The organism is Alkaliphilus peptidifermentans DSM 18978, from assembly GCF_900101495.1.
Taxonomy (GTDB): domain Bacteria; phylum Bacillota; class Clostridia; order Peptostreptococcales; family Natronincolaceae; genus Alkaliphilus_C; species Alkaliphilus_C peptidifermentans.
In genome coordinates, this window is the sequence record NZ_FMUS01000028.1 from 1 (window position 1) to 26,480 (window position 26,480).

The following is a 26,480-nucleotide window of genomic DNA, read 5'->3' on the forward strand; positions in this document are numbered from 1 at the left end:
TAGACCAATGGATGAGAAGACGCATAAGGATGATTTACTGGAAGCAGTGGAAGAAAATCAAAACGAAATTCACAAATCTAAAGAAGCTTGGTATCGCCGAAGGCAAAGCTTGGGAATTTGCAAACACAAGAAAGAGCTACTGGCGAACAGCCAATAGCCCAATTCTAAATAAATCTCTTACTAACCAAAGGTTATCAGACCTAGGTTATCTATTCTTCTTTAATTACTATCAACAAGCATGTGTAAACTAAAGAACCGCCGTATACCGAACGGTACGTACGGTGGTGTGAGAGGTCGGTAGATAAAATAATTATCTACCTCCTACTCGATTTTATATATTGAACTGAAGATTTTACTTATTTCTAGTAAGTATTATCGTTTTAATATGAATAACAAATTTTATGCATTTATATATATTTATATAATTGCATGTATATACAAATATAGATATAATGAAAAGATATATTCATTTATTGAAAGGATGTTATAAAAGTGTCACAGATAATTGAAATGTCAAAGAAACTAAAACATGCATCTTATGGGCTTTCAGAAGCCTCATCTAAGGATAAAAATGAAGCTTTACGTGAGGTTGCCTTAAGCTTAGATCGTAATCGTAGCCATATCTTATCTCAAAATTCAAATGATATTAAAGCTGCTGAAGAAATAGGCATGAAGGAAAGTCTAATAGATAGACTTATGCTAAATGATGAAAGAATTGATGGGATGATTAAGGGTATCCTTCAAATTGTTGAATTAGAGGATCCTATTTGGAGAAGCAACAAAGTATGGACATTGGAGAATGGACTTATAATAAACCGAATGACGGTTCCCTTAGGTGTAATTGGTATTATATATGAATCTAGACCAAATGTTACTGTAGACGCCTTCTCATTGGCTTTTAAAAGTAGTAACTGTGTCATCTTAAGAGGCAGCTCAAGCGCACTTAATTCCAATATAGCTCTGGTTAAGGCAATAAAAGAGGGGTTGAAGAGGAGTAATATCTCTGAGGATGTAATTTTCTTGATCGATGATGCAGATAGAAAACTAGTGAAGGAGATGCTGACCCTCAATGAATATATAGACGTTATTATTCCTCGGGGCGGTAATGATCTAATACGTTTTGTTATTGATAATGCAACTATTCCAACGATAGAAACTGGAGTTGGCAACTGTCATATATATGTCGATAATACCGGCAAATTTGATATGGCTTTAAAGATAATTGAGAATGCTAAGGTTCAACGACCAGGAGTATGTAATGCATGTGAAAGCATATTAATTCATAAAGATATTGCATCAGATTTTTTACCCTTACTCCATAAACTAATAGGTGATCGTGTAGAACTGAGGGGATGTGCAGAGACATTAGAATTGATTGATATTATGGAGGCTAATGAAGCTGATTGGTTTGAAGAGTACCTTGATTACAAGCTGGCAGTCAAAATCGTAAATAATATAGAGGAGGCTATTTCACACATAAATAAATATGGAACTAAACATTCAGAGGCTATTATTACAGAAAACTACTCAAATGCAAATCTATTTCTTAGAAGGATAGATGCAGCTGCAGTATATGTTAATGCTTCAACTAGATTTACCGACGGCAGTGAATTTGGTTTTGGTGGAGAAATTGGTATAAGTACCCAGAAGATCCATGCTCGAGGGCCTATGGGCTTGAATGAATTAGTAACTACAAAATATACTATACTTGGTAATGGTCAATATAGAGAATAGAGGGGTAAAATGATTTCAGAGATTATAAAAAAAAGCAAAAAAATAGTTATCAAAATTGGTAGTAATACTTTATCGAATGAAGATGGAACAATTAATAAGGAATTTTTAGAGCGATTATGCAGGCAAGTTGCCCTATTAGAAACAGAGGGCAAGCAGATAGTAATTGTAACTTCCGGTGCAAGAATATCAGGTATAGCAAAGATTAAAAAATGGTACCGCAAGGAGGATATGAACTACAAGCAAGCACTATGTGCTATAGGTCAAGTAGAACTAATGACCTCATATAGTTGTGCCTTTGAAGTTCATGGAATTCAGGTTGCTCAAATGCTATTAACCCGAGATGATTTTTGTGATAAAACAAGAACATTAAACATGAGAAATACTTTATTTACACTAGTTGATGAGGGAGTTATTCCAATTATTAATGAGAATGATACTGTAAGTGTTGAAGAAATTAAAATTGGTGATAATGATACCCTTGCTGCATTGACCACCAGTCTATGGAATGCTGACCTATTGATTTTGCTTAGTGATATTGATGGTATTTATAATAAAAATCCGAAGGAATACCAAGATTCAATTTTAATAGAAAAGGTTATCAATATTGAAGAGCTCATTAAATCTATAGAAATTGGAAAACTAAGCTCATTTGGAACAGGTGGAATTGAAACAAAAATTGAAGCAGCAAAAATCGTAAATAAGTATGGTATACCAATGATATTAGCAAACGGGAAACGAGAAGAAATAATTTCCGATCTTATTGAGGGTAAAGTAAAGGCAACATTATTTAAACAAGAAAATTAAATTTTATTTTAATGTAATGAGGTGATTAGGGATGAATAGAAAAATTGGTTTTATAGGTGCAGGCAATGTTGCAACAACAATTATTGAAGGACTTATAGATACTTATCCGCAGGCCTGCAACAATGTATATATAAGTAATCGAAATAAAAACAAGGGCAGGAGTTTACAAAAAAAGCTCAATATAAATTTCTGTGAAAATAATGTAGATGTAATTAAAGCCTGCGAAGTTTTTTTTATTTGCGTTAAGCCTGATAATTACTTAGAGGTCTTAAAGGAAATAAAAAGCTTCATTTCAAAGGACAGCTTGATAATCTCAATTGCTGCTGGAATATCAATTGATTATATTCAAGGGATTTTAGGTACATCCTTTAAAATTGTAAGGGCAATGCCTAACATTGCTGTTTCTGTGAGAACAGGAATGACAACCATCAGTGCTAATAATAATGTAACAGAAAAAGAGCTCAATTTAGTAATGGACATATTTAATAGTATTGGTTTAGCTGATGTTATTGATGAAGACCTTATAGATGTAGCTACAATAATAAGTAGCTGTAGTCCAGCATTTGTAGCCATGTTTATTGAAGCCTTAGCAGATGGTGGAGTGCTTCAGGGTATGTCCCGTGACAAAGCATATAAATATGTTGCTCAATCTATGATGGGAACTGCAAAAATGATTGTAGATTTAGAAAAGCACCCGGGTGAGCTGAAGGATTTAGTTTCTTCTCCTGCAGGCATTACAATAGAGGGAGTTTATAATTTAGAAAAGAACGGTTTTAGAAGCATTATAATGGAGGCAATCGAGGCATGCAATTTAAAGATTAAGTCATTAACAGATAGAAAAAAGTAAAATTATATATCAATCTACAATTAAAAAAAACCAGTAAAAAGCCATTAGATTTACTTCTTATTTTATTAGAGGAGTATTTCTAATGGCTTTATTAATATTAAAGAATGTTTTTCTAAATATATATTTATCATTTTATGTAGAATTATACATAAATATGTAGGTAACAAAGTGTTGCGTATTTAAAATGAAAATTGTCGAATTGGATAATTATGACTTACTGTATCTATTATTTAACAGTATATTAGACAAATTTTAAGTACATTTTTCTATATTGTCGAATAAGTAAAAAGCTTATAGGTTGCTGCCTATGTAGTGGAGGTTTTATTTAGTAGGTTTATTTAACACTGGACTAAAATTTGAAAAATAATATTAGTTAAAAAAGATTGTTAAAAAGTAAATATAGAATTTTCTGAATATATCTTGATATATTGCTTGTTATGTATATCAATATCAGCAGGAGATTTATTTCAAGGAGTTTGGCCTTTATTCTCGCCATTTATAGGAATAATTGGAGCCTTTATGTCAGGAAGTAATACAACCTCAAATGTTTTGTTCTCTGGTTTTCAATATGGAGTTGCAGACCAACTAGGTATATCTAAAATTATTATTGTTGGCTTACAGGTAGTAGGTGGCGCTGCAGGAAATATGATTTGTGTTCATAATGTAGTTGCAGCCTTTACAACTGTTGGTGTATTGGGTAAGGAAGGAAGAGTTATACGTACCAATGCGATACCTGCCTTAATATATGCAATTTCTGTAGGAGTATTTGCATATATATCTGTTTATTTCTTATTCCCAACATTGTTTTAGTTCTTTAAGTAAATAGTATAGAAAGAGGTATCTGCATAAGCATATACCTCTTTTTTGATTATATTTCACCCTTGTAGTTATAATTTACAAAAAATAATATATTACTTAAAATATAAGACATTTTTGATGAAAAAATGCTATTTTATGTTATAATTTTAATAATGGATTAATATAATGTGGACTAGAAAATCTCCGTTTCTTTGTCTCGGCAGTAGTTCATATAGTAATTCTATATAAAAGCAGTAATAATGAGTTATAGTAATTCATGAATTAAGGGGTGAAAGTATGTTTGTACCAGTAAAAAGCACAAAGGTATATGAACACGTTATAAAGCAAATCCAAAACATGATTGCCAATGGGGAACTAAAAAGAGGAGATAAATTACCTTCAGAAAGACAACTGGCTGAGCAACTAATGGTTAGTAGAACATCTGTCAGAGAAGCCCTTAGGGCCCTTCAAATTATTGGGCTTATCGAAGTTAGACAGGGTGACGGAAACTTTATAAAAGATAGCTTCGATAAATGTTTATTTGAACCGCTTTCAGTAATTTTTATGCTAAATGAAAGTCGACCTGAAGAAATAGTTGATTTAAGAAGAATTATTGAAATGGAAACAGCAGCATTGGCAGCCAAAAGGATTACAGATGATGAAATTATAATACTTGGCAATTTGATTAAGCAATTAAAGGAATATGGTGATTTAGATGATGAAAAAAATAGTGTTAAGGTCGATAAAGAATTTCACTATATGATTGCTCAAGCTGCAAAGAATTATCTGCTTATGAGTATTTTAAATGTAATTTCAGCATTAATGGATGATTTTATTGAAGATGCTAGAGGCATAATTTTAATAAATCAAAAAAATAAAGCTGTATTATTAGAACAGCATGAAAATATATTTAAAGCTATAGCCAATAGAGATCCTAAGGCAGCTTCTGAAGCCATGAATGAGCATATTAATCTTATAATTCATGAGTATCTTGGTAAAATTTAATATTTTCTCAGGATAACATTATAATTTATATAATCATAACCCCAGCAACAGTACACATATCTGTAAAGTATGGTGTTGCTGGGGTTGTTTTTTCTACTTTAAATTACTTATTAACAAAAAATTTCTACAAAAGCGCCAGTAATAGATATTAATCCTGTTAAAAAAAAATTAAATATTGTAATGTTTTAAAAATTGTGATAATTTATAAATATAACTGGTAAGACCATATTACCACATTGCCATTAGTAATGTTAAACTTATGGAATCCAATTTTTAAGTGACCAGTATTATATACCTACTGATTTGAAATACCCATTAAAATTCAGATTTTTATTTATGGCGAAAATGGTAGTACCATAATACCTATAATAGGAGGGAAACTATGGAAATAACTGTATGTATTAAACAAGTACCAGGAACAACTGAAGTAAAAGTAGATGAAAGAGGAAACTTAATTCGCGACGGAATTGATTCAAAAATGAATCCCTATGATCTATATGCTGTTGAAACTGCATTAAAGATTAAAGAAAAGAGTGGAGCAACGGTAAACGTTATCACAATGGGACCACCACAGTCGGAGGCAGTAATACGAGAAGCTTTTATGATGGGTGTGGACGAAGGATACCTTTTAACAGATAGGAAATTTGCTGGAGCAGATGTTTTAGCAACATCCTATACACTATCTCAAGGGATTATGAAGACAGGTAAACCACAGCTAATCATATGTGGAAAGCAAACAACTGATGGTGACACAGCTCAAGTAGGACCTGAAATGGCAGAATACATGGGTATACCCCATGTGGCAAACGTAAAGAAGATACTTGAAGTAAAAGAAAACTCAATCTTGGTAGAGATGGATATGCCTACAACTTTAGAAACTGTAGAAATACAATTTCCATGTCTGATCACAGTTGAGAAAGGAATATTTCAACCAAGATTACCATCATATAAGCGAAAAAAAGAAACAAAGGATAAGCTTATCACGTACTTTAGTCTAAAGGATTTTGATGATAGAGATGATAAAAACTATGGAATAAACGGTTCACCGACACAGGTAGAAAGAATTTTCCCACCAGAATCTAATACTGATAAGGAAACATGGACAGGCTCAGGAGAAGAGCTGGGTAATAAGCTATTTGAAAAATTAGCGGAATTAAAGTTCATATAACAAGTACTCTAAGGAATAAGGAGGGAGTTTATGTCAGGTATAGTTGTAAATCAAGATAAAATTAAAGATGTAGATTTAGCCATAGGTTTATGTCCATTTAGTGCTATTGAAGTTAAAAATGGGGTAGTGGAAATTAATGCGGCCTGTAAAATGTGCATGATATGTGTAAAAAAGGGTCCGGAAGGTGCTTTTATCTTTCAAGAAGATGAAAAACTTGAAGTAGATAAAAATTTATGGAATGGTATTGCAGTATACGTGGATCACTTAGATGGAGATATTCATCCGGTAACCTTCGAATTAATTGGTAAGGCTAGAGAATTAGCTGCAAAAATAAAGCATCCTGTTTACGCAGTATTTATTGGAGATAACATCAAAGAAAAGGCTGAAGACTTACTACACTATGGCATTGATGAAGTTTTTGTATATGACAATGTGGAGCTAAAGGATTTTAGAATTGAACCTTATACTGCAGCTTTTGAGAATTTTATTGAAAAAGTAAAGCCGTCAACAGTTTTAGTCGGAGCTACTACTCTGGGTAGATCTTTAGCGCCAAGGGTTGCTGCAAGATTCAAAACTGGTTTAACAGCTGATTGTACAATTCTTGATGTTAAAGAAAACACAGACTTAGTACAGATCAGACCCGCCTTTGGTGGTAATATTATGGCACAGATAATAACACCTAATCACAGACCACAATTTGCCACTGTAAGATATAAGATATTCAATTCTCCGGAAAGAAATGGAACAGGCAATGGCAAAGTTTCTATTTGTGAAATATCTCAAGAAAAATTATATTCAAGTATTAATGTATTAAGAAAAAGTCAAAAAGAATTGGAAGAAAATATTTCTGATGCTGAAGTAATAATTGTAGCAGGAAGAGGAATTAAAAAAGAAAAGGACCTTGAAATGATTAATGAGCTTGCAGAAGCTATTGGAGCACAGGTAGCATGTACTCGACCTCTTATTGAAGCAGGCTGGGGAGATCCTAGAAAACAAATAGGGCTAAGCGGCAGAACAGTTAGACCTAAATTGATCATTACTTGTGGTGTTTCAGGTTCGGTACAGTTTAAGGCTGGTATGAATAATTCCGATGTAATAGTTGCAATTGATGAGGATCCAAAAGCACCTATCTTCGATGTTGCTCACTATGGTATCGTAGGTGATATCTATCAAATAATTCCGAGTTTATTGGAAAAAATCAAAACAAAGTAGAGGTGATTGAGATGAAATATAAAAAAATTGATGAGAAGGATATACAGTTCTTAATCTCAGCATTAGGTGAAGATAGAGTGTTTGTGGGGGGAAATATTAATGAAGATTTTAGTCACGATGAGCTGGCAAGTGTAAAAAGAATGCCAGATGCTTTAATCGAAGTTAAAACTACTGATGAGGTTTCGAAGGTAATGAAGTATGCATTTGATAATAATATTCCTGTTACACCAAGAGGACAGGGTACTGGACTTGTTGGTGGAGCTGTTTCTTTACATGGTGGCATTATGATGAATATGAGTAAAATGAATAAAATACTAGAGTTGGATGAAGAAAATCTAACATTAACTGTGGAACCTGGAGTATTGTTGATGGAGATAAGTAAGTATGTTGAATCCCATGATCTATTTTATCCTCCAGACCCAGGAGAAAAGAGTGCTACAATTGCAGGAAACATTAATACAAATGCAGGTGGTATGAGAGCTGTTAAGTATGGTGTAACCCGTGATTACGTTAGGGGTTTAGAAGTTGTACTTCCAAATGGGGAAGTACTGGAAATCGGTGGAAAGATTGTAAAGAACAGTTCTGGATATAGTTTGAAGGATCTAATAGTTGGTTCAGAAGGAACTCTGGGAATTGTAACAAAGGCTATTTTAAGATTAATACCACTTCCTAAAAAGACAATTAGTTTATTGGTACCATTCAATTCTTTAGAGGAAGCCATCGAAACTGTACCAAAGGTTATTAAGTCAAAATCAACTCCAACTGCAGTTGAGTATATGGTTCGTGATACTATCCTATCTGCAGAAGAATTTTTAGGTAAACCATTCCCTGATAAATCTTCAGACGCTTATTTATTGCTATCCTTCGATGGGAACTCTAAAGAGGATATTGAGAAGGCTTATGAAAGCGTTGCAGAAATTTGTTTAGAGTCTGGTGCATTAGATGTTTATATATCTGAAACCCAAGAAAGACATGAGGCTATTTGGTCAGCTAGGGGTGCCTTCCTGGAAGCTATTAAGGCTTCTACAACAGAAATGGATGAGTGCGATGTAGTTGTACCAAGAAATAAGATCGCAGAGTTTGTTAAATACTCCAACGAGCTTCAAAAAGAGTTTGATATAAGAATAAAATCATTCGGCCATGCAGGTGATGGTAACCTTCATATCTACGTGTTAAGGGATGAACTTTCACAAGAAGCTTGGGAAAAGAAGCTAGGGGATGTATTTGATAGAATGTACGGAAGAGCTCGAGAGCTTAATGGCCAGGTATCTGGTGAGCATGGTATTGGAATTGCAAAGATGGAGTATTTAAAACAATCCTTTTCAGATGAGCATTTGAACATACTGAGGGGAATTAAGACTACCTTTGATCCTAAAGGAGTACTAAATCCTGGAAAGGTTATAGTATAGAGAAACATTTTAAGATAATATTATTATTTAAGAAGTCCATTTTATTCTGAAATGTGCTTCTTTTTTTTGCATAAAAACCCATGATAGAATAAATAACATAAATTATTTATTATAAAATATTAGAGTAAAAAAATATTATAAGTAAAAGATTGAAAAATCAGAATTAATATTAAGCAGTTTTGAAGGATAAGGTTTTATTTTGTCGAATAGATTAATTATAATGGTTTTTGAAAATAAAAGATTTAAAATTTAAATTTCATTTTAGGAAGGTGAAGGGTTATGAACAATGCTTCAATATCTTCGATTGAAGATGCTCCTTTCTTTTGCTCATGGAGCGGTGGTAAGGACTCTTGCTTGGCATTATATAGGACAATAAAAGAGGGGGGAAAACCTCAAATATTATTCACTATGTTTGCAGAAGGGGCATTACGTTCTAGATCCCACGGTCTGCCTTTAGAATTATATAAAGAACAGTCATCATCATTGGAAATTCCATTCATATACAAAGCTGCAAGTTGGCAAGAGTATGAAGAAGTTTTCATCAAGACCCTTCATACCTTTAAGGATATGAATATAAATATAGGTGTTTTTGGAGACATAGATTTGGAGGATCATCGCAAATGGGAAGAAAAGGTTTGTAATGAAGCAGACATTGAAGCCTATTTACCACTATGGAAGGAAGAAAGAACTGCACTATTACTAGAATTTATTGATAATGGCTTTAAAACCATGATTATAGCAATTAAAGAAGGTGTATTGGATAAGAAGTATTTAGGAAGAATACTCGATAGAGAGCTTATAGCCGAATTAGATGCACTTGATATAGATCCTTGTGGCGAAGAAGGTGAATTTCATACTGTCGTGCTAGATGGTCCTATATTTACTTATGCTATAGAAGTAGAAATAAAACAAGAGATTTTTAACAACGGGTATTGGTTTATAGATATTGCAGTCCTATAAGATGATATAGTTACATTTAATAGAAAGATCTAGGAGCTAAATGCTAGATCTTTTTTGTATGATTTACTCACACTTCCCAATCATTACCGGTGGATTAAGTTTACATAATGTCGTAACATTAAACTAGTATACTTTAAAGGGGGGAAATCGTCTATATGAATAAACTACGAAGCATAATTGTGTTTGTTTTAGTCATTGCTTTCACTATGACTCCACTTACAAGTCATGCTGCTATGGTTCATAGAGTAAGCCCGGGTGAGACTATGTTTCTAATAGCGCAAAAATATGGAGTAACCTTAGATGAGTTAGTAAGTAAAAATAAGTTCTTAAGTGATCCAGGACGAATATTTAACAGACAACTATTGGTTGTACCACAGCCACCAAAGAAAAACATCTATATTGTTCAACCCAATGACACTCTTTTTAAAATTTCACAGAAGTTAGGACTTACCATCAACAATATTGTAGAAGCAAACCAAATCAAAGATATAAATAGACTTTATGTTGGGCAGGAATTAAGTTTACCTGTAAATAATACGCCTGAAAGCAGTGCTACTGTAAAAAATAATTATACAATTAAAAATGGAGACACTTTGTATAAAATTGCACAGCAGCATGGTGTATCTATTGATACTCTTGTAAAGGTCAATAGCTTAGAAAATATAAATATGATTTATGTGGGACAGGAGCTTCAAATTCCTAAAAAAGATACAGCTGCTACACCAGTTAAAAAACAACCAGAAGCTAATTTTCAATACTCATTATCTCAGCTTAGAAATATGTACCCCAATACAATTCACCTTAAAGGAAATGGTAATGATAGAAAAATTGCCTTAACCTTTGATGATGGACCAAATCCAGCATATACTCAACAGATTCTGGATATTCTTAAAGAGCATGATGTACCCGCAACCTTCTTTATAATGGGCAGTCGAGCAGAAAGATTCCCAAATATAGTAAAGAGGGCTGTAGCAGAAGGACACACAATTGGTAATCATACTTGGAATCATCCAGACTTAAGAAAAAATTCAAATGATAAAATCAGAGAAGAAATAAAAATGACTGAGGATACTATTTCAGAAATTACAGGCTTGAGAACAGCAATTATGAGACCACCATATGGAGCTATTTCAGTTGATGTAGTTGAAACCTTAATAGAAAAAGATTATAAGATAATTAATTGGTCTGTTGACTCAGTTGATTGGCGAGATAAAAATGCAGATAAAATAATTATTAATACTTTATCTGATATTTCTAGTAATGACATTGTTCTTTTCCATGATTCCAGTGGAGAGGGTGTAAGTATGCAGCCAACAGTTGATTCGTTACCTGAATTAATAGAGACATTAAAAATGCATGGTTATACCTTTGTTACAGTAGATGAATTATTAAATATTCAACCATATAAATAAATAGCTTAACGCCGTAACCTAATGTTTACGGCGTTTTATATTTTATAGAAGCACCACTTAATATTTCAATATTATCCTGAAGCTTTAAGTCCTCCATAAGCTTAAACAAAGCATCATCCTTTTTCTTTGCTTCTATCATAACATCAAAGTCATAATCCAAATCCTTTGCTTTATTTATAAATTCCATTAAGAAGCTTACGTCAACAAAATCTGCATGAGCCTTTGGTTGCTTTAAGCACTTAGGACTTGATGCATGTATTTTGGGTGGCTGAACCTCATTTCTCCAAGTATCGAATATATCCTCAAGTAAATTTTCAATCTTTTCACCATCACTATTACACCAATGGTGATGAATATCAAGAACCATTGGAATAGATAATTCCTTACATATTTTCAAAACTTCCTTTGCAGTATATGATTTATCGTCATTCTCAAGAATGATTCTGTCTCTAATTTTTTTGTCAATTTCACTAAATTGCTCCACAAAACGAACTGTTGACTTCTCTTTATTTCCATAGGTACCACCAACATGTAATACTAATTTTGCTTCCTTCTCAGAAAGATTCATTGCTTCAAAAATGTTTGCATGATACTCTAAATCCTTTAATGAAGACCGAAAAATATCTTGATTTGGTGTGTTTATAACAGTAAAGTGATCTGGATGGGCACTAACCCTCAAATTATTTTCTTTAACATAGCTTCCAATTACATCATATACAGCTTTAAATTCATCAATATAGTTCCACTCAAAAACCTCCTCATGAGTGACAAGGGGAACAAGCTTAGAAGTAAAGCGATAAAGCATTATATCATGGGCTTTATTATATATGAGTATTCTTCTAGTAGCATCTAAATTTTCCTTTACAAGACTCTTTAGCTTATATAGTTGTGTTTCTTTATCTGGAAGCTGAGTAAATCTCTTATAAGTTATGGTCTTATTTGGTGATCCATTATGGAGATTTAAGGGTAACGCAACATAACCAAATCTAACAATCATTTAAATCACCTCTGAATATATTTTACCCTTATAGGATCAGTTAATGTGAGAATAATAAACTTATTGAAAAATAAAAAATACTAGTTATTGTAGAAAGTAATATTTATGGTATAATGTAATTCGACATTTAAATTTCAACATTCGACAATAAATAAGGTTTGTCGAAGTGTCTTTGTTAATATGTAACAAAGACATATAGTTTATAGAATTGGTAATAGTTAACAATCAATCAACATAATATACGTTATTAATTTAACAAACTCTGTGGATAAAGAATGTAGTTATACACAGAGTGATGTTATAATGTTGTAAAACCAATGGAGGGATACGTATGGAGATATTTGCGACTCCTGGCGCAGCTGGAATAATTGAAAAAAATGAAAATGGAATAGATTATATATTAATTCAAGAAAGAGTGAAAGAGAATGCTCCTTTAGAGAATGGATTACTGGAAATACCTGCAGGTAAAATTAGAGAATTCGAGAATATTTATAACTGTCTTAGACGAGAAATACTAGAGGAAACTGGACTTAATGTGCTGCAAATAGAAGGGGAAGATCAATCAACTATATTTGAGGAGAATGGTTATAGAGTTTTAAATTATAAACCCTTTGCATCAGCACAAAATATAGCCGGCAACTATCCTATTATCGTGCAAGCATTTATATGTAAGGTCGAAGGTGAAATAATAATGAAAACCAATGAAACAAGAAACATTAGATGGGTTTCGCTAAAGGATCTAGGTAACCTTATAACTAATGATTCAAAAAAAATCTATCCAATGCATATAGATACGCTAAAATGCTATTTGAAATTTAAGGGTTTTAGTTGGTAAGAATTATACTAATAGCATAAATATTTATATTAGGAGGTATCTATGTATTTATTGGTGGGTTTTCATTTATCACCTCTATTATTTTAAGTAGTGCTATAAGTATGTTTATAATGAAGATTAAGCTTGAAGATAAAATAGATCTATAATATCTAAGCATCCTTATTCAAAATCTGCTGGATAAACTTTACTAAAATCTTATTATTATATATAATCTATAGTAGTAGATATATTATATAGGGGGTAAGGAATATGCAAGCAGATGCTATTGTAGTAATTGTTGAAAGAGGAAAAGCTGACGAGATTGTAAAAAAGGCTAAAGAAGCAGGTGCAATGGGAGCTACAATATTTTATGCCAGAGGTACTGGGGTTGAAGAGGCTCGAACCTTTCTTGATTTACGAATTGATTCACAAAAAGAGGTAATAGTAATTATTACAGCAAAGGATGAAACAAAAGCAATATATGATGTTGTTATTAAAGAAGGTAATATCAAGTCACCAGGAAAAGGCATTATATTTGTTTTACCAGTTAGTCAATTTGAAGGGTTGCATCATATGTAAACAACAGTCATTCTAAAATTTTCATTGACTGTTGTTTTTTCTCCTTTTTATTAAATATTTATTTAATCTCTAAGAATAAAAAGACTCCCTGCTGAAACGATACAAGGGAGGGCTGTAATATAAAAAAGTAATTAAAAAGGATTAAATGTAACTGTTCTTTAAATGTATATTTAGGGAATAGTTAAATATAGTATTAATTATCTAATACGAACCTTACTTTTCAAACTCATTTTAGTTTACTAACAAATTAGTAATTTATATTCTATTTCTTTTAACATGCATCTAAAAATTCCAATACTGTAATTTATTTTTCGTATCTATATTTTTTTCTTTATTTACATATTGAACTGCATTTCTTGGGCAACAATGAAAACAAGCTAAACACATCTGACAATTTTCATGTTTCCACTCTACTTTAGAAGTTATTTTAATGTTATTTACTGGACATGATTTCTCACATTTTTTACAAAGAGTGCATTGTTTTTTATCAACAACAAAAAAGTTATCTTTTAGGTAAATATTTTGTTTATATACTTTATATCCGTATCTAGGTATGTTTTTTGTAATAAAAGGAAAGTAATCTATAAATACATACTTTTTTTATCTTGCTGGTTTTTTATTGCTTGCGTTATCTTATTAATCTCGATGTTGCTTTTTTCATTTCTAATTAGTCTTTTTTGAGGACTTGTTGCATCCCAAAAATCAAGAACAAAATTATCTCCCATTGTTATATATTGAAAATAGTTGTACTTCTTTTTTCCTTCAAACAATTTTTCAAGGTGTGTTTTTACACCACCTCCTAAGGAAATGCCTTTAGTAACAATAATAAAAAGATATGTATCTTCAGATATACTTATTCCTCTAATAAACTCTTCTACTAACACAGGTAAACCAAAATAATATACCGGGAATACTATACCTACAATTTTATCATCAAGAACTCTATCGTAGTTATTGGCTTTAATTTGAAGCAGCTCTGTATTATCCAACCAGTTGCTTATTTTTTTTGCAACTTGATAAGAATTCCCTGTACCTGAAAAATAAAATAGTTTCATTTTTTCCTCCTAAGCTGAATTGAAATAGCTACAGAATAAATTACAGCTGGTCTTGCCATAGCATGCTGTGTATTTTCCATTCATGTCCATTATGTATTAATTGGACTAAATTTACGCCACTTTTAATTATGTTTGAATCTTCTTTTTTTCTTTTAGCTGCATACTCACTATAGACACTTGCAATACTTCCAATCACTTTAATTTCATAATTAAATCCATACTCATAGAAATCATTTGATTTTAAGAAATCACATAAACCTACAATATATGATTCAACATCCATACCCTTTGTGATACACTCTTTATCAGCATTATATTTCATTGAAGCTAAAGAGGAATCTTCTGAAAAGAACAAAGACTTAAACTCATTCCAATTTCTTCTTTCTCCAGCACTCCCAGATATTATTTTATAAAATTTATCTATTGCGTATTGTATTTCTTTCTCACTATTCATAATTAACCTCCTTCTATTTATAATGTGTTACGCTGACCCTGTCCTTGATACGTCAAGTACCTTTATGTAAATCCCAACCAATTTCTTACCCCCGAAGGATCTTAAAACCAAGATTCTTCACTTCATAAGATCCCTCGTTTCTCTCAGGATGACTGAGTACTAATCCGTGTTTACGACGCCTTCCAACTGAACCCTCAAAGCCCTTCTTCTTATATTGCTAGATGATGTTGCACGCAGAACATCCTAATATATTACAACATAACCTTCTGCATACATATAATTTGAATGTATCCTTTTTTTATGATACTAACTTGTCTAAAACCATGAACTTGCAAATTGTTTACTATTTCTTGTGGTGAATAAAACTTTACATCCCCTTCTTTAGATAATGGAACAAATGGATTAATAATTGCCCTCAAAGCTGTTGGCAAATAAACTTCTGCTATGTATATAAATCCATTTTTTTTAATAACTCTTGAAACTTCATTTGCAAAAGCATTAATATCTGGAAAATGATGATATGCTGCACAAACAGTTATTACATCAAATAGTCCTGTTTCAAATGGGATATCTTCACATCCAGCAACTTTGAATATCATTTCAGTACAATTTTTAAACGCATTATTAATCATTCTATCTGAAATATCAATACCATATCCATTAATGTTATTCTTTGTAGACAACATCTTCAATAATGTTCCATTGCCGCATGCTATGTCTAAGACATTACTGTTATCTTTTAAAACTATATTTTCACATAACAGTATTTTAAATTTTAGTGTAAACTTCCCATCAATAGTCTCATTATAATTATCAGCTTTATTATTGTATGCCGCCTTTGAAAGCTCATTAAAGTTCTTCATAATGTTTCCTCCTACGAATCAATTAGGCTTCATCTCTAACCTTAAAGTGTACCCTTTTCAGTTCATCCACCAGATTACTCCATAACTGATAAGATTGAGGGACACCTTCTGGATAACTTCCAAGCTTAACGACTTCTAGCAACCTTTCTTCGCATCTTTCCGGCTTAATTTCAAAGCTATAAATGAAGTTAATACTCCTTTTCCTGCTTGGGAAGTAGGTTCTATTAAGGGCAAATAGTGCTTGAAGGAAACTATCAAGGGCTAAATCCATTGCAAAATGATAGAACAATACATCCTTCCTTATTACGGCACGATCTAAATCCTCTGTATTCTCCAGTTTATCAAAATGATATTGAATAATTATTTCTGCCAACTTATCTGGATATTCAGACAGCCTTTCCTTTATTGAATGCAGAAAACCTTTCCTATCAAATTCAACGCTTATTTTTGTAAACATTGCACAACGACCTATAGGATAATAGTAATTATTTAATTTGTCTGGATACTCTCCATTGAGTATTGCTTCTATATCATTTAAAGTTTCATTTACTGTAAAATACATTAACCAAGTTTCAATACCATTTATAACTACAAAATCCCCAATGCCCCAATGGCCTCCCTCAAATACATTAACCTTAACGTCTTGCAATGAATAACCAAATTGGCTTAGTATTGATTTTCTTCTATCTACTTTAGGTATTGTGTCACAAAAGATAAAGACATCAAAATCACCTTCACCTGCTTTAGGAATTGGGTGTTTGCCACCGCTTATACCTATTGATTGTACTTCCTCCATTGTAGAAATATTATCCAGTAATGAGTCCATAATTTTTTCAGTATTATTAACCATGTCATCTTCTCCTTTATATTCTTTAGCACTTGGTACATTATATCTCATATGCCCACCAGAACTTAATATATTATGTTAATCAACCATAGGATAATATGCAATTTCCTCAAATATATAGAATAATTCTCCAAATTTTAACAATATCCTCTAATAAACGATCTAGCATTTTCGACAATTGCTTTATTAATAATTTGATATATTAGTTCTTCGTTAATGCATTTTCTATAGCTTTTAGTATAACCTTACTACTAGATGTAGCGCCAGAAACAATATCAACCTCCAGTGATTGTGCTTCTATAACTTTTTCTAATATTACTTCTGCAGCTTCACCTTTGCCATGTTTATGTTCCTTTAGTACTATACTATTAATACTATTATTTTTAACAACTACCTCAACATCAACTGCTACCCAAATTATTTCATAGCTGCCAGCATATATACCATCTGGGATATTTGATAGGTCGACATTTGATATTGTTATATTAGATACTTGTTTTCTATAGGTTCTTAAATCAATAAATCTCTTACTATAATAACCACCTATAACCACGCATAGTAAAATACAAAATAATATTATTTTTTTCTTCCGTTCCATGTTAAATCTACTCCTTTTTTATATATTTGAGAATTTATCTATAATAATCTTTACGAAACAATCCTTCAAAAGTTTAAGGAGTAGTACATGGATTTATAGAAATCATATTTTTAATTGTAAATATACTGGTTAAACACTATTTGTAATTATCTAACTTAAAACTAACTCATTCATCTATAGACTTACAATTATAAAAAAAAGCCACAGAAGTAACCTACTGCGGCTTTCTATGGCTTTTATATTATTGGGCAAAATTCTTCTTTGCCTCTTCCATCTCTCTTGTAGCATTTTCTTGGGCTGTTTGTAATGCTTCATCTATGGTTTTTACTCCAGCTATAATTTCTTCTAAAGCAGTTTGCATGTTACTATGTATTGCATATCCATTAAGTCCATTTGGATCTTGGTAAGCTACACTCAATTGTCCTATTGCTGGAATTTTGCTTGGATCATTTTCTAAGTAAGCTTTAAATTCAGGATGATTTGCACCTTCATATGTTAAAGGAATATATCCTGACTTCATCCCCCATTCTAAAGTTATATCTGTTCTATACCAAAATTTAATAAATTCCCAGGCTGCGTCTTTTTGTTCTTGAGTAGATGTATTAAACATAGCTATATCTGTACCAGAGAAAAGAGCTGCTTTTTCTTTTCCCCTTACAAGTTCTGCAACTGCCCAGTTTACACCAGTTTCTCTACATGCTTCCTCCATTCTTGGTAGGTTTGAAGAAGAAGCAAAACCGATGAATGATTCACCTCTAGACATTGGTCCTGTAATGTAATTATCTTCACCTGCCAGATGAGCAATTCCTTCTTTTATCATACCAGTTATAAATTCATAAGCTATTTTAACCCCTTCAGAGTCAATTGTAGGAATTTCTAATTCTTCATCATATATGTGGCCACCAGCTTGTTCTACCCAAAAACTAAAGTCTATCCCTGCACTTTGATTTAATACTAATCCAGTATTTCCATCCTTACTAAGTACTCTTGCTGCATTTTCTAATTCTTCCCAAGTTGTTGGTACTTTTAAATCAGCAGCCTCCAATGCATCAACATTGTAAAACATTAGATAAGAGCCTTTATTAAAGGGGAGTGAGTAATGCTTTCCATCCCACATGCCATCATTTCTAAGTCCAAGGGGAATATCATTCCATATTTTAGGATCAATACCCTTTTCACTATCGTAAATATAAGGACCTAGATCTTCAGCTAAATCATTCATTACATAAGCAGTCAACCTATTGTTATAAATCATAGTTATTGTAGGTAAAGTATTTGCTTGAGCAGCACCGTTTAGTTTTTCGAACAGCTCTCTATAATGCCCTTGATAATAAGCATTAATATGTATAAACTGATTTTCATCATTGAATTGATCTATAAGTTTTTGTAGCATATCTCCATTTTCTCCTGATAAAGCATGCCAAAATTCCAATTCAACGACCTCTTTAACCTCTTCACCATTTACTTCTTGGTTTTCTCCAACTACAGTTTCATTAGTATCATTGCTACAGCCAATAAGTGATACCATCATGAATACACATAATATAATTGTAACTACTCTTTTCATTTTAACCCCTCCATTTTTTATATATTATCCCTTGATTCCAGAACGTGTTATACCCTGTATAATGTACCTTTGAAGTAATATATAAATCACAATTACTGGTACAATTATAATGGATGCATAGGCTAATAACAGGTGGTAGTTTGGACCAGCTTCTGTCATAAAGTAAGCAAGTCCAACTGGTAAAGTTCTTTTATCAGGGGTGCTAACCATAATCATAGGCCATAAAAATTCATTCCAGCTATATATTATTTTTAATAGAGCTATTGTTATAAGTGCAGGTTTAGTTAATGGAACCATAACTTTAATAAGATATTTAAAATCGCTGCATCCATCTGCTTTAGCTGCATAATATAGTTCTTCTGGAATTCCTAAAAAATATTGTCTTAATAGAAATATTGCAAACATGCTACTAATCCATGGTAAATATAATGCTGTTAGTGTATTAATTAGATTTAATTTAGATAGTATAACGAAATTTGGTGTAATTAAAAGTTCACTAGGAACCATCATTGTACTCAAAAGTATTGTAAATATAATATCTCTACCTTTAAATTGAACTCTTGAGAATGCAAAGGCAGCTAAAATCGATGTTATAAGGGTCCCCAGTGTTACTATGGTTGTTACCAACAGACTATTGAAAAAATATGTATTTATTGGGGTTTTTTCTATAACCACTTTATAATTATCAAAATTAAAATTGTTGGGTAAAACACTTGGCGGCATTTGGTATACCTCTCCCAGCGTTTTAAAGGATGTACTTAGCATCCAAAAGAAAGGTACTAATGTGACTAGAGCTCCTAAAATTATTATCAAATATTTAGTGAATACAAGTATTTTATTCTTCATTTAAACCCCCACAAAACTATTATTTGTAATGAACAAATCGTTTTCCAATTAAGAATTGAATCAACGTAATTATAAGTATTATTATAAATAGAACAACCGATGCAGCGGCTGCCACCCCATACGAAAACTGATTGTTTAATTTATCATATATGTAATAAACCATTGTTAAGCAAGAATTTAAAGGCCCTGGCCTTTTTTCAAAAAGGGCATATACTTCACTAAATACCTTAAATGCTCCAATCAAAGAAGTTATAGATACAAAGAAAAGTGTTGGCGATAGTAATGGAATAGTAACTCTTGTTAACCGCTTCCAAGAATTTGCCCCATCTATTTTAGATGCCATATAATATTGTTTATCAATGTTCTGTAGCCCTGTTAAAATAATTAATATATTGTAGCCTAAGGTTTTCCAAACACTTAGTATTATTAATGACACCATCGCCCATTTTGGGTCAATCAGCCATGGAATAGGGTCAATACCAATGAATCCTAATCCATAATTCAAAATTCCATGCTTAGAGTGAAAAATCCACCGCCAAACCATTGCGATTGCAACAGTACTGGTAACAAAGGGTAAAAAGTATATGTTTCTAAAGAGCTTTTTAAATCTTACATTACTATTTAATAATGTAGCAATAAACAAAGATATAATAATAGAAGTCGGAACCATTACAAAAACAAATATACTTGTGTTCTTGAGTGCTAAAATAAATTTTGGATCGTTGGCTAATTGTATATAATTGTCTACTCCATATTCAAAAACTATATGACGAAAATAATTGTATCTCGTATAAAAACTCATTAGAAAAACTTTAATAATAGGATAAATTTGAAAAACACCTAATATAACCATAGCTGGAAGAAGATATAGAATTCCCAACGCTGCATTTTTTAAATTGTTTTCTTTTTTCATATGCTACTCCTTGAAATATTTTCGTAAGTGGTAGGATTAAATAGCATAATTCTCTCTTTATCAAATCTTAAGAAAACTCTATCTCCTGGTTTTATATCATCAGATGGAGAAGCAAAGAAACGGTATATATTATCTCCCATATAAAAGGACACTAGGTTATCCTTTCCCTTCATGTCAACTTGTTCGACCTTTCCACTAAATGATGCATCTTCTTTCTTACTAACAATTATGTTTTCAGGACGAACAGCTAATATAACTTTACTATTATATAAGTTAGTGGATTTTTCTTCATAGGGTATTACAATCTTTTCCTCTATAAAAATCCCCTTATCAGTGCAGGTTCCATCAAAAATGTTTATTGGTGTTGATCCCATAAATTTTGCAGTAAATAAATTAGAAGGCTTCTCATATATGTCCCTTGGAGAACCATATTGTTGAAGCTTTCCATTATTTAATATCAATACCTTGTCTGATATGCTGGCTGCCTCGTCTTGATCGTGTGTAACAAAGATTGTTGTAATAGAAAGTTGCTTTTGAAGCTTCCTAATTTCATCACGAGTTTCAACTCTTAATTTAGCATCTAAGTTAGATAAGGGCTCATCCATTAGTAGGACCTTGGGCTTCTTAACTAGAGCTCTTGCTATTGCAACTCTTTGTTGCTGGCCACCAGATAATTGACTGGGCTTTCTTTTCACAAGATCTTTAATTTGTAATAACTCAAGAACTTCTTCAGCCCTAGTTAGAGCATCTTTTTTATTAACCTTCATCATTTCAAGGGGAAATAGTATATTTCTAAGTACAGTCAAATGAGGATATAACGCATAGTTTTGAAAAACCATACCTATGTTTCTTTCTTCAGTTTTTAGATGATCAACCTTCTGATCTTCAAAAAATATACTCCCTGCATCTTGATTGATTAATCCAGCTATCATAAATAAAGTAGTGCTTTTTCCACATCCACTTGGACCGAGAAGAGTAACTAACTCGCCGTCTTCTATATCTATGTCCAAATTGTCTACAGCCACAACATCTTTGAATCGCTTAGATAATGATCTAATTTTGATTTTCATCATTAAAACCTCATTTTCAAATAATTATTTGCAATTTAAATTTGTCAACAGTACTAATTTTTTTATAATATTGTCTTATAAAACCAAACTTAATAATAGCACTTAAAAAAACTATAATCTAATTGTGATTTTTTATACAAACTATTAAACCCATAGTATTAATCTATAATCAAAATAAAAAAAAACCCGAGGGCTTTTTTTATTCAACATGCTTATTTATAATTATGTATTCTAAGACTGCATTGCGAATAACAATGTTTGTATCTATAATAGATAATGCCTCTACAAACTCATATTTAAAGTCAATACTTTCAAATATAAAATTACTTACAGCAATTGAGTAAAACCTATTAAGCTCTATAGCATTGCCATTGTTATCTCTTATATTAGAAAAAATTGCTCTACCCTTGTCAAAGGTTATATCTTTTAAAATTCCATATGTTTGCATAATACCGTGGTTTTTTTCAAAAGATTTTTTTAGAATATTAATGATATTCCTTCCAGGAAGATTCATTTTTATAATAGTATTTTCAAATGGTAGATTCATTTTTATATCTACATCAAAGATATCACCTTTATCAATACTGCTTCTAACTGAACCTACATTTATCATACCTATTGATGCAGACGTGCTAGCTGCCAAAATCTTGGCTATATATTTACCCCAGAAGGATTCTGACTTAGAGTCTACTTTCAAAACTATTTCTGTGAAACCTACTTTTTTAGATTTTCTTTTATACTTATTCCAATGCATATCGATTATTTTTTTTATATCCATATCAATATCCACTGTCTCATTTTCAATTTTCATATATTTAGCCTTTACATCAATAACTTTATCATTTTTGATTGTTACTGAAATATTACCCAATCCATTTCCATATGAACCTGCTTGCATAACCTGAATCCCATTAATATTATCTGAAATAAACTCATGACTATGTGCTGCTATAGCTACTTGAAGCTGAGAGGAATCAAAATTTTTAATAATGTCAACCAACTCACCTTTTAATGACTTGCCATCTTGAGAAACAGATATATCACAATGGGCTAATAATACAATCAAATTAACACCACATTTTTTTAAAAACTGTATTTCTTTTTCTAATGTAATTATTGCATCACTTATATCATAGTTTTTAAACTCATCTTCAAGACAAATTGATTTGCAGCTTTCAGTAGTTAAACCAATGACACCAATTTTGGATTTGTTAGCTTTAATGATTGTAGATTTTTCTATGTAGCTTGGAGTTCTCCCTGTTTTCTTCTCAATTAAATTAGCTGATAAAAATGTACAATCTAACCGCATCTTTAGATTAGTAAAAAAATCCTCATCATAAGGTATCCAATCAAATTCGTGATTTCCAATAGTCATTCCTTTGCATTTGACTAAATTCAATAATTCCACAGTCAATAGTCCAGGCATCTTCATTCCAAATGAAGGACTTTCAAACATATCTCCTGCAGATAACATTATTGGATATTCTGATTTGTTAATGCATTCTATAAGTTTAGAAAACAATAAAACCCCATGATTCTCATATACCTTTTCAGTGGATGGTTCCCAAATAACATCTTCAATAACTCCGTGAAAATCATTAATAGAATAAATGTTAAGAACCCATTCATTATCATTTTTCAAATCCATCCTTCTTTCTAAATTATTTTAATATTTTTCTTATTGCTTCATAGGAAGCTTCAGTATTGGAAAAACTAACACCGAAAAATGGCACATCAACTTTTATATCTGCAAGTATTTTCATTATTTCTTCTATGAATATACCCTTCTTATCTATATATTGAATTGAATCTAATCTTTCCTTCCACTGGTCAGTAGAAGTCCATTCTCCACCCCAATCTCCATCACAAGTTCTTTCAACTCCACATGTTGGACTTCCGTCTATTCCAATTATACCAAGTACTTCATAATCATTGTCTATATAATTGATTATTTGATCAGCATATGGCTCAAAAATAGCCTTACAGCTTTTTCTGAAGTGAGGAGTATCAAATTGTGCTCTTACATGTCCCCATCGTTTTAGCCCATAACACATAAATTCAGGACAGGGTAATTGAATAATTCCGATTTGATTTTCAATTAAAGCATCAATAATTGTTTTTTCCAAATCACTTTTCTTTGCTAATCCTTCCACCTTCGTATTAGTATTCAAAATACAATGACATAACAGAATAACCTTTTTGCTTCTATACATAGTAACACCATCCTTCATATACAATTTTTTATATCCACAGTTTATCAGTGGTATAAAGTAAAATTTTACTAATATTTAAATATATCATAAATTATATTTTTTGCAATCATTCATTTATAAAATGAATATTGACCATTTTAACAATTAAGTTATTTCATTAGAAACATCAGTGAACAACATAAAAAATACCTAAAATGTTAGAAAAAGATAACTTTTAGGTATTTATATTTATACAAATAAATTTAGTGTTTCACCATAACAACATTTATTGCTTTAACTAATGCATCTACTTGATCTCCCTCTTTAAAACCTGCATCTTTTAGACTATCTGACGTCATCACGGACGTTATACGAGGCGCTTCGCTACCTCAGCCACCAACTCACATAGTAACCTGTGCCATTATTCCATCCTGTTTAATCTTTTCTATTTCACCATACAAATTATTTCTAACTCCTGCTTCCATTAATTAACCCTCCTTATATTGATTATTTATTGTAATCAAGAAACTTCACCTATAGATGAATTCTATAGTTAGTTTTATTAATATACTAATAAATAATACATAAATAATACATAAGGAAAATGTTAACATTGAATAGGATACTAAATATATCCACCAGTAAATTTACATTAAAACATTTAAACTTTTTATGAAATATTAGATTAACTTATATTTTGAGAATTCTCCATTATTCTTAAAATAATTAAAGAAATAGCATTATCTATCATTAGATGAACTTTTGCTCACCTGTTTACGAAAAATATTCAACATTATCAGCAATTATCCTCCTTTTCTGAATAGTGGAAAAAAACATTATAAAATTATAAATATTATCTTGTCTTGTAATCTTTTACCCATTATAATGGATATATTAGCGTCTTTTATACATTGACTGTATAATTTCCTTGCACATTGAAATAACAAGCTTTACATCAAGTCAAGATGCTAGTTTACTATTGGATTATACACAAAGCAAAAGCATAATTAAGGGGGACTATGATTGAGTACAAAAGAGACAAAGCAATTTAATCGCTGGTTTGTAGTATTTGGTGCAGTGTTGTTGCAAATATGTATTGGTGCAATTTATTCTTGGAGCCTATTTAATCAGCCACTAATGGACAAGTTTGGCTGGGGAAATAACGAAGTTGTTTTAACTTTTTCCATTGCTGTTTTTGTATTTGCATTTTCTACAATATTTTCTGGGAGACTCCAAGATAAGCTTGGGCCGAGGGTTGTAGCAACCATAGGCGGTATTCTATATGGTGGTGGGTTGCTTTTGGCCTCTACAGCTACATCCATCCTACAGTTATATATCTATTATGGTGTTATTGCTGGGGCTGGAGTCGGTTTCGCCTATGTATGCCCTCTATCAACCTGTGTTAAATGGTTCCCTGAGAAGAAAGGCTTTATTACTGGTATTGCAGTAGGTGCCTTCGGTCTTGGAAGCTTGATCTTTAAGTCTGTAATTCAATTTTTCCTTACTACAAAAGGAGTGTCTGCAACCTTCTTCTATTTAGGTATTATTTATTTTATTTTGGTACTTATAGGTGCGCAATTTTTAAGACTTCCTGAGGGCTATAGTTCAACAAAGCAAAATTCAACTGTAACCGGAAATAACTTTACTGTTGGTGAAATGCTTAAAACAAAATCATTCTATTTAATTTGGACTATGTTTTTATTTGCATCTATGAGTGGTCTATTGGTTATTGGTCTTGCAAAGGATATAGGTGTGGAACTGGCTAATTTAGAGGTTGGTGTTGCAGCCAATGCAGTGGCCATGATAGCTTTATTCAATGCTTCCGGCAGACTATTATGGGGAGCTTTATCAGACAAGCTAGGAAGAATTAAAGTAGTATTCATGATGTTTACTATTACTGCTATTGCCATGATAGCCATGAGTATTATTTCATTGAGCTTTGTTACATTCTTTATTTGTCTTGCGGCAATTGCCTTCTGCTTTGGTGGATTTTTAGCAGTATTCCCAACAATAACAGGAGAATTTTATGGTATGAAGAATTTAGGAGGAAATTACGGTATAGTTTATCAGGCATATGGTTTGGCAGCTTTGGTTGGCCCTATGGTAGTGGCTAACGTAGGAGGACTAAAACCTACTTTTATTATATCAGCTTTCCTAGCAATAGTTGGAGCAGGAATGACATTTATGGTTAAGCCTCCCTTATCCCCCGCTTCTACTAGACTAAATACTGAGGAAGCATTATCTTAAAGATTGATGTTAATAATACAAATCATATTCTGAAGGCCCACAGTAAAGTGTGGGCTTTTTTCTTATTTTACCAACTAACTAGGATTTTT

The 26,480-nt window shown here is 31.8% G+C and carries 26 protein-coding genes and 1 pseudogene; 14 read left to right on the plus strand and 13 right to left on the minus strand.

Annotated features, from left to right (window positions below; genetic code table 11):
- The 11 genes and pseudogenes from BLP68_RS16985 to BLP68_RS17035 form a co-directional block, all read left to right on the plus strand.
- Window positions 1-251, plus strand: a pseudogene (locus BLP68_RS16985) (hypothetical protein); the annotation flags it as partial.
- Window positions 252-492: 241 nt separating this feature from the next.
- A complete protein-coding gene (locus tag BLP68_RS16990; RefSeq protein WP_091546156.1) occupies window positions 493-1,734 on the plus strand; it encodes a glutamate-5-semialdehyde dehydrogenase in 1,242 nt (413 codons plus the stop codon).
- Window positions 1,735-1,743: 9 nt separating this feature from the next.
- On the plus strand, window positions 1,744-2,538 hold the full coding sequence (proB, locus tag BLP68_RS16995; protein ID WP_091546159.1) for a glutamate 5-kinase: 795 nt from the start codon (window positions 1,744-1,746) through the stop codon (window positions 2,536-2,538).
- 31 nt (window positions 2,539-2,569) lie between these two features.
- The gene (gene proC / locus BLP68_RS17000) at window positions 2,570-3,385 is read left to right on the plus strand and encodes a pyrroline-5-carboxylate reductase (RefSeq protein WP_091546160.1); all 816 of its coding nucleotides are present in this window, start codon (window positions 2,570-2,572) and stop codon (window positions 3,383-3,385) included.
- A gap of 432 nt (window positions 3,386-3,817) precedes the next feature.
- Window positions 3,818-4,195: an L-lactate permease gene (locus BLP68_RS17005; protein ID WP_330389210.1), complete on the plus strand. Its 378-nt coding sequence runs from the start codon at window positions 3,818-3,820 to the stop codon at window positions 4,193-4,195.
- 285 nt (window positions 4,196-4,480) lie between these two features.
- Complete coding sequence (locus BLP68_RS17010) at window positions 4,481-5,188, plus strand: FadR/GntR family transcriptional regulator (RefSeq protein ID WP_091546165.1); 708 nt, start codon at window positions 4,481-4,483, stop codon at window positions 5,186-5,188.
- A 382-nt stretch (window positions 5,189-5,570) separates the two neighbouring features.
- Complete coding sequence (locus tag BLP68_RS17015) at window positions 5,571-6,356, plus strand: electron transfer flavoprotein subunit beta/FixA family protein (protein ID WP_091546167.1); 786 nt, start codon at window positions 5,571-5,573, stop codon at window positions 6,354-6,356.
- 30 nt (window positions 6,357-6,386) lie between these two features.
- Window positions 6,387-7,568, plus strand: a complete 1,182-nt coding sequence (locus BLP68_RS17020) for an electron transfer flavoprotein subunit alpha/FixB family protein (RefSeq protein WP_091546170.1) — start codon at window positions 6,387-6,389, stop codon at window positions 7,566-7,568.
- An 11-nt stretch (window positions 7,569-7,579) separates the two neighbouring features.
- Window positions 7,580-8,977, plus strand: a complete 1,398-nt coding sequence (locus tag BLP68_RS17025) for an FAD-binding oxidoreductase (RefSeq protein ID WP_091546172.1) — start codon at window positions 7,580-7,582, stop codon at window positions 8,975-8,977.
- 279 nt (window positions 8,978-9,256) lie between these two features.
- Window positions 9,257-9,937 carry a Dph6-related ATP pyrophosphatase gene (locus BLP68_RS17030; RefSeq protein WP_091546175.1) on the plus strand — a complete coding sequence of 227 codons (681 nt, stop codon included), beginning with the start codon at window positions 9,257-9,259 and terminating at the stop codon, window positions 9,935-9,937.
- Window positions 9,938-10,092: 155 nt separating this feature from the next.
- Window positions 10,093-11,349, plus strand: coding sequence for a polysaccharide deacetylase family protein (locus BLP68_RS17035; protein ID WP_091546177.1), 1,257 nt, complete (start codon window positions 10,093-10,095; stop codon window positions 11,347-11,349).
- Window positions 11,350-11,374: 25 nt separating this feature from the next.
- Here the strand turns inward: BLP68_RS17035 and uvsE are convergent, their stop codons facing one another.
- A complete protein-coding gene (gene uvsE / locus BLP68_RS17040) occupies window positions 11,375-12,346 on the minus strand; it encodes a UV DNA damage repair endonuclease UvsE (RefSeq protein WP_091546180.1) in 972 nt (323 codons plus the stop codon).
- Between the two features lie 331 nt (window positions 12,347-12,677).
- Here uvsE and BLP68_RS17045 point away from each other — a divergent pair, with 331 nt between their 5' ends.
- Both BLP68_RS17045 and BLP68_RS17050 read left to right on the plus strand, forming a co-directional pair.
- Window positions 12,678-13,181 (plus strand): NUDIX hydrolase, encoded by a 504-nt coding sequence (locus BLP68_RS17045; protein WP_091546183.1) that lies wholly within the window; start codon window positions 12,678-12,680, stop codon window positions 13,179-13,181.
- Between the two features lie 249 nt (window positions 13,182-13,430).
- Window positions 13,431-13,739, plus strand: coding sequence for a P-II family nitrogen regulator (locus BLP68_RS17050; protein WP_091546185.1), 309 nt, complete (start codon window positions 13,431-13,433; stop codon window positions 13,737-13,739).
- 282 nt (window positions 13,740-14,021) lie between these two features.
- On the opposite strand, the gene BLP68_RS22475 is transcribed toward BLP68_RS17050, so the two are convergent.
- The 12 genes from BLP68_RS22475 to BLP68_RS17110 form a co-directional block, all read right to left on the minus strand.
- A complete protein-coding gene (locus BLP68_RS22475) occupies window positions 14,022-14,324 on the minus strand; it encodes a 4Fe-4S binding protein (protein ID WP_091546187.1) in 303 nt (100 codons plus the stop codon).
- Window positions 14,321-14,794 carry an EFR1 family ferrodoxin gene (locus BLP68_RS17060; protein WP_091546189.1) on the minus strand — a complete coding sequence of 158 codons (474 nt, stop codon included), beginning with the start codon at window positions 14,792-14,794 and terminating at the stop codon, window positions 14,321-14,323. The genes BLP68_RS22475 and BLP68_RS17060 overlap by 4 nt, the downstream gene beginning before the upstream one ends.
- A 40-nt stretch (window positions 14,795-14,834) precedes the next feature.
- Window positions 14,835-15,248: a nuclear transport factor 2 family protein gene (locus BLP68_RS17065; protein ID WP_091546192.1), complete on the minus strand. Its 414-nt coding sequence runs from the start codon at window positions 15,246-15,248 to the stop codon at window positions 14,835-14,837.
- Between the two features lie 251 nt (window positions 15,249-15,499).
- Window positions 15,500-16,111, minus strand: coding sequence for a class I SAM-dependent methyltransferase (locus BLP68_RS17070; protein ID WP_091546193.1), 612 nt, complete (start codon window positions 16,109-16,111; stop codon window positions 15,500-15,502).
- Between the two features lie 22 nt (window positions 16,112-16,133).
- The gene (locus tag BLP68_RS17075; RefSeq protein WP_091546196.1) at window positions 16,134-17,009 is read right to left on the minus strand and encodes a DUF4037 domain-containing protein; all 876 of its coding nucleotides are present in this window, start codon (window positions 17,007-17,009) and stop codon (window positions 16,134-16,136) included.
- A 151-nt stretch (window positions 17,010-17,160) separates the two neighbouring features.
- Window positions 17,161-17,556 carry an FMN-binding protein gene (locus tag BLP68_RS17080; RefSeq protein WP_091546199.1) on the minus strand — a complete coding sequence of 132 codons (396 nt, stop codon included), beginning with the start codon at window positions 17,554-17,556 and terminating at the stop codon, window positions 17,161-17,163.
- A gap of 241 nt (window positions 17,557-17,797) precedes the next feature.
- On the minus strand, window positions 17,798-19,123 hold the full coding sequence (locus BLP68_RS17085; RefSeq protein WP_091546202.1) for an ABC transporter substrate-binding protein: 1,326 nt from the start codon (window positions 19,121-19,123) through the stop codon (window positions 17,798-17,800).
- A 24-nt stretch (window positions 19,124-19,147) separates the two neighbouring features.
- Window positions 19,148-19,969, minus strand: a complete 822-nt coding sequence (locus BLP68_RS17090) for a carbohydrate ABC transporter permease (RefSeq protein ID WP_091546205.1) — start codon at window positions 19,967-19,969, stop codon at window positions 19,148-19,150.
- Between the two features lie 19 nt (window positions 19,970-19,988).
- Window positions 19,989-20,882 carry a carbohydrate ABC transporter permease gene (locus BLP68_RS17095; RefSeq protein ID WP_091546208.1) on the minus strand — a complete coding sequence of 298 codons (894 nt, stop codon included), beginning with the start codon at window positions 20,880-20,882 and terminating at the stop codon, window positions 19,989-19,991.
- Window positions 20,879-21,952, minus strand: coding sequence for an ABC transporter ATP-binding protein (locus tag BLP68_RS17100; RefSeq protein WP_091546210.1), 1,074 nt, complete (start codon window positions 21,950-21,952; stop codon window positions 20,879-20,881). Before BLP68_RS17100 ends, BLP68_RS17095 begins: the two co-directional genes overlap by 4 nt.
- Before the next feature lie 199 nt (window positions 21,953-22,151).
- Complete coding sequence (locus BLP68_RS17105) at window positions 22,152-23,594, minus strand: bifunctional metallophosphatase/5'-nucleotidase (RefSeq protein ID WP_176759084.1); 1,443 nt, start codon at window positions 23,592-23,594, stop codon at window positions 22,152-22,154.
- A 19-nt stretch (window positions 23,595-23,613) separates the two neighbouring features.
- A complete protein-coding gene (locus tag BLP68_RS17110) occupies window positions 23,614-24,165 on the minus strand; it encodes a CD3072 family TudS-related putative desulfidase (RefSeq protein ID WP_091546215.1) in 552 nt (183 codons plus the stop codon).
- Between the two features lie 1,002 nt (window positions 24,166-25,167).
- On the opposite strand from BLP68_RS17110, the gene BLP68_RS17120 reads away from it, so the two are divergent.
- Window positions 25,168-26,391 carry an L-lactate MFS transporter gene (locus tag BLP68_RS17120; RefSeq protein ID WP_091546218.1) on the plus strand — a complete coding sequence of 408 codons (1,224 nt, stop codon included), beginning with the start codon at window positions 25,168-25,170 and terminating at the stop codon, window positions 26,389-26,391.
- Window positions 26,392-26,480: the final 89 nt, after the last annotated feature.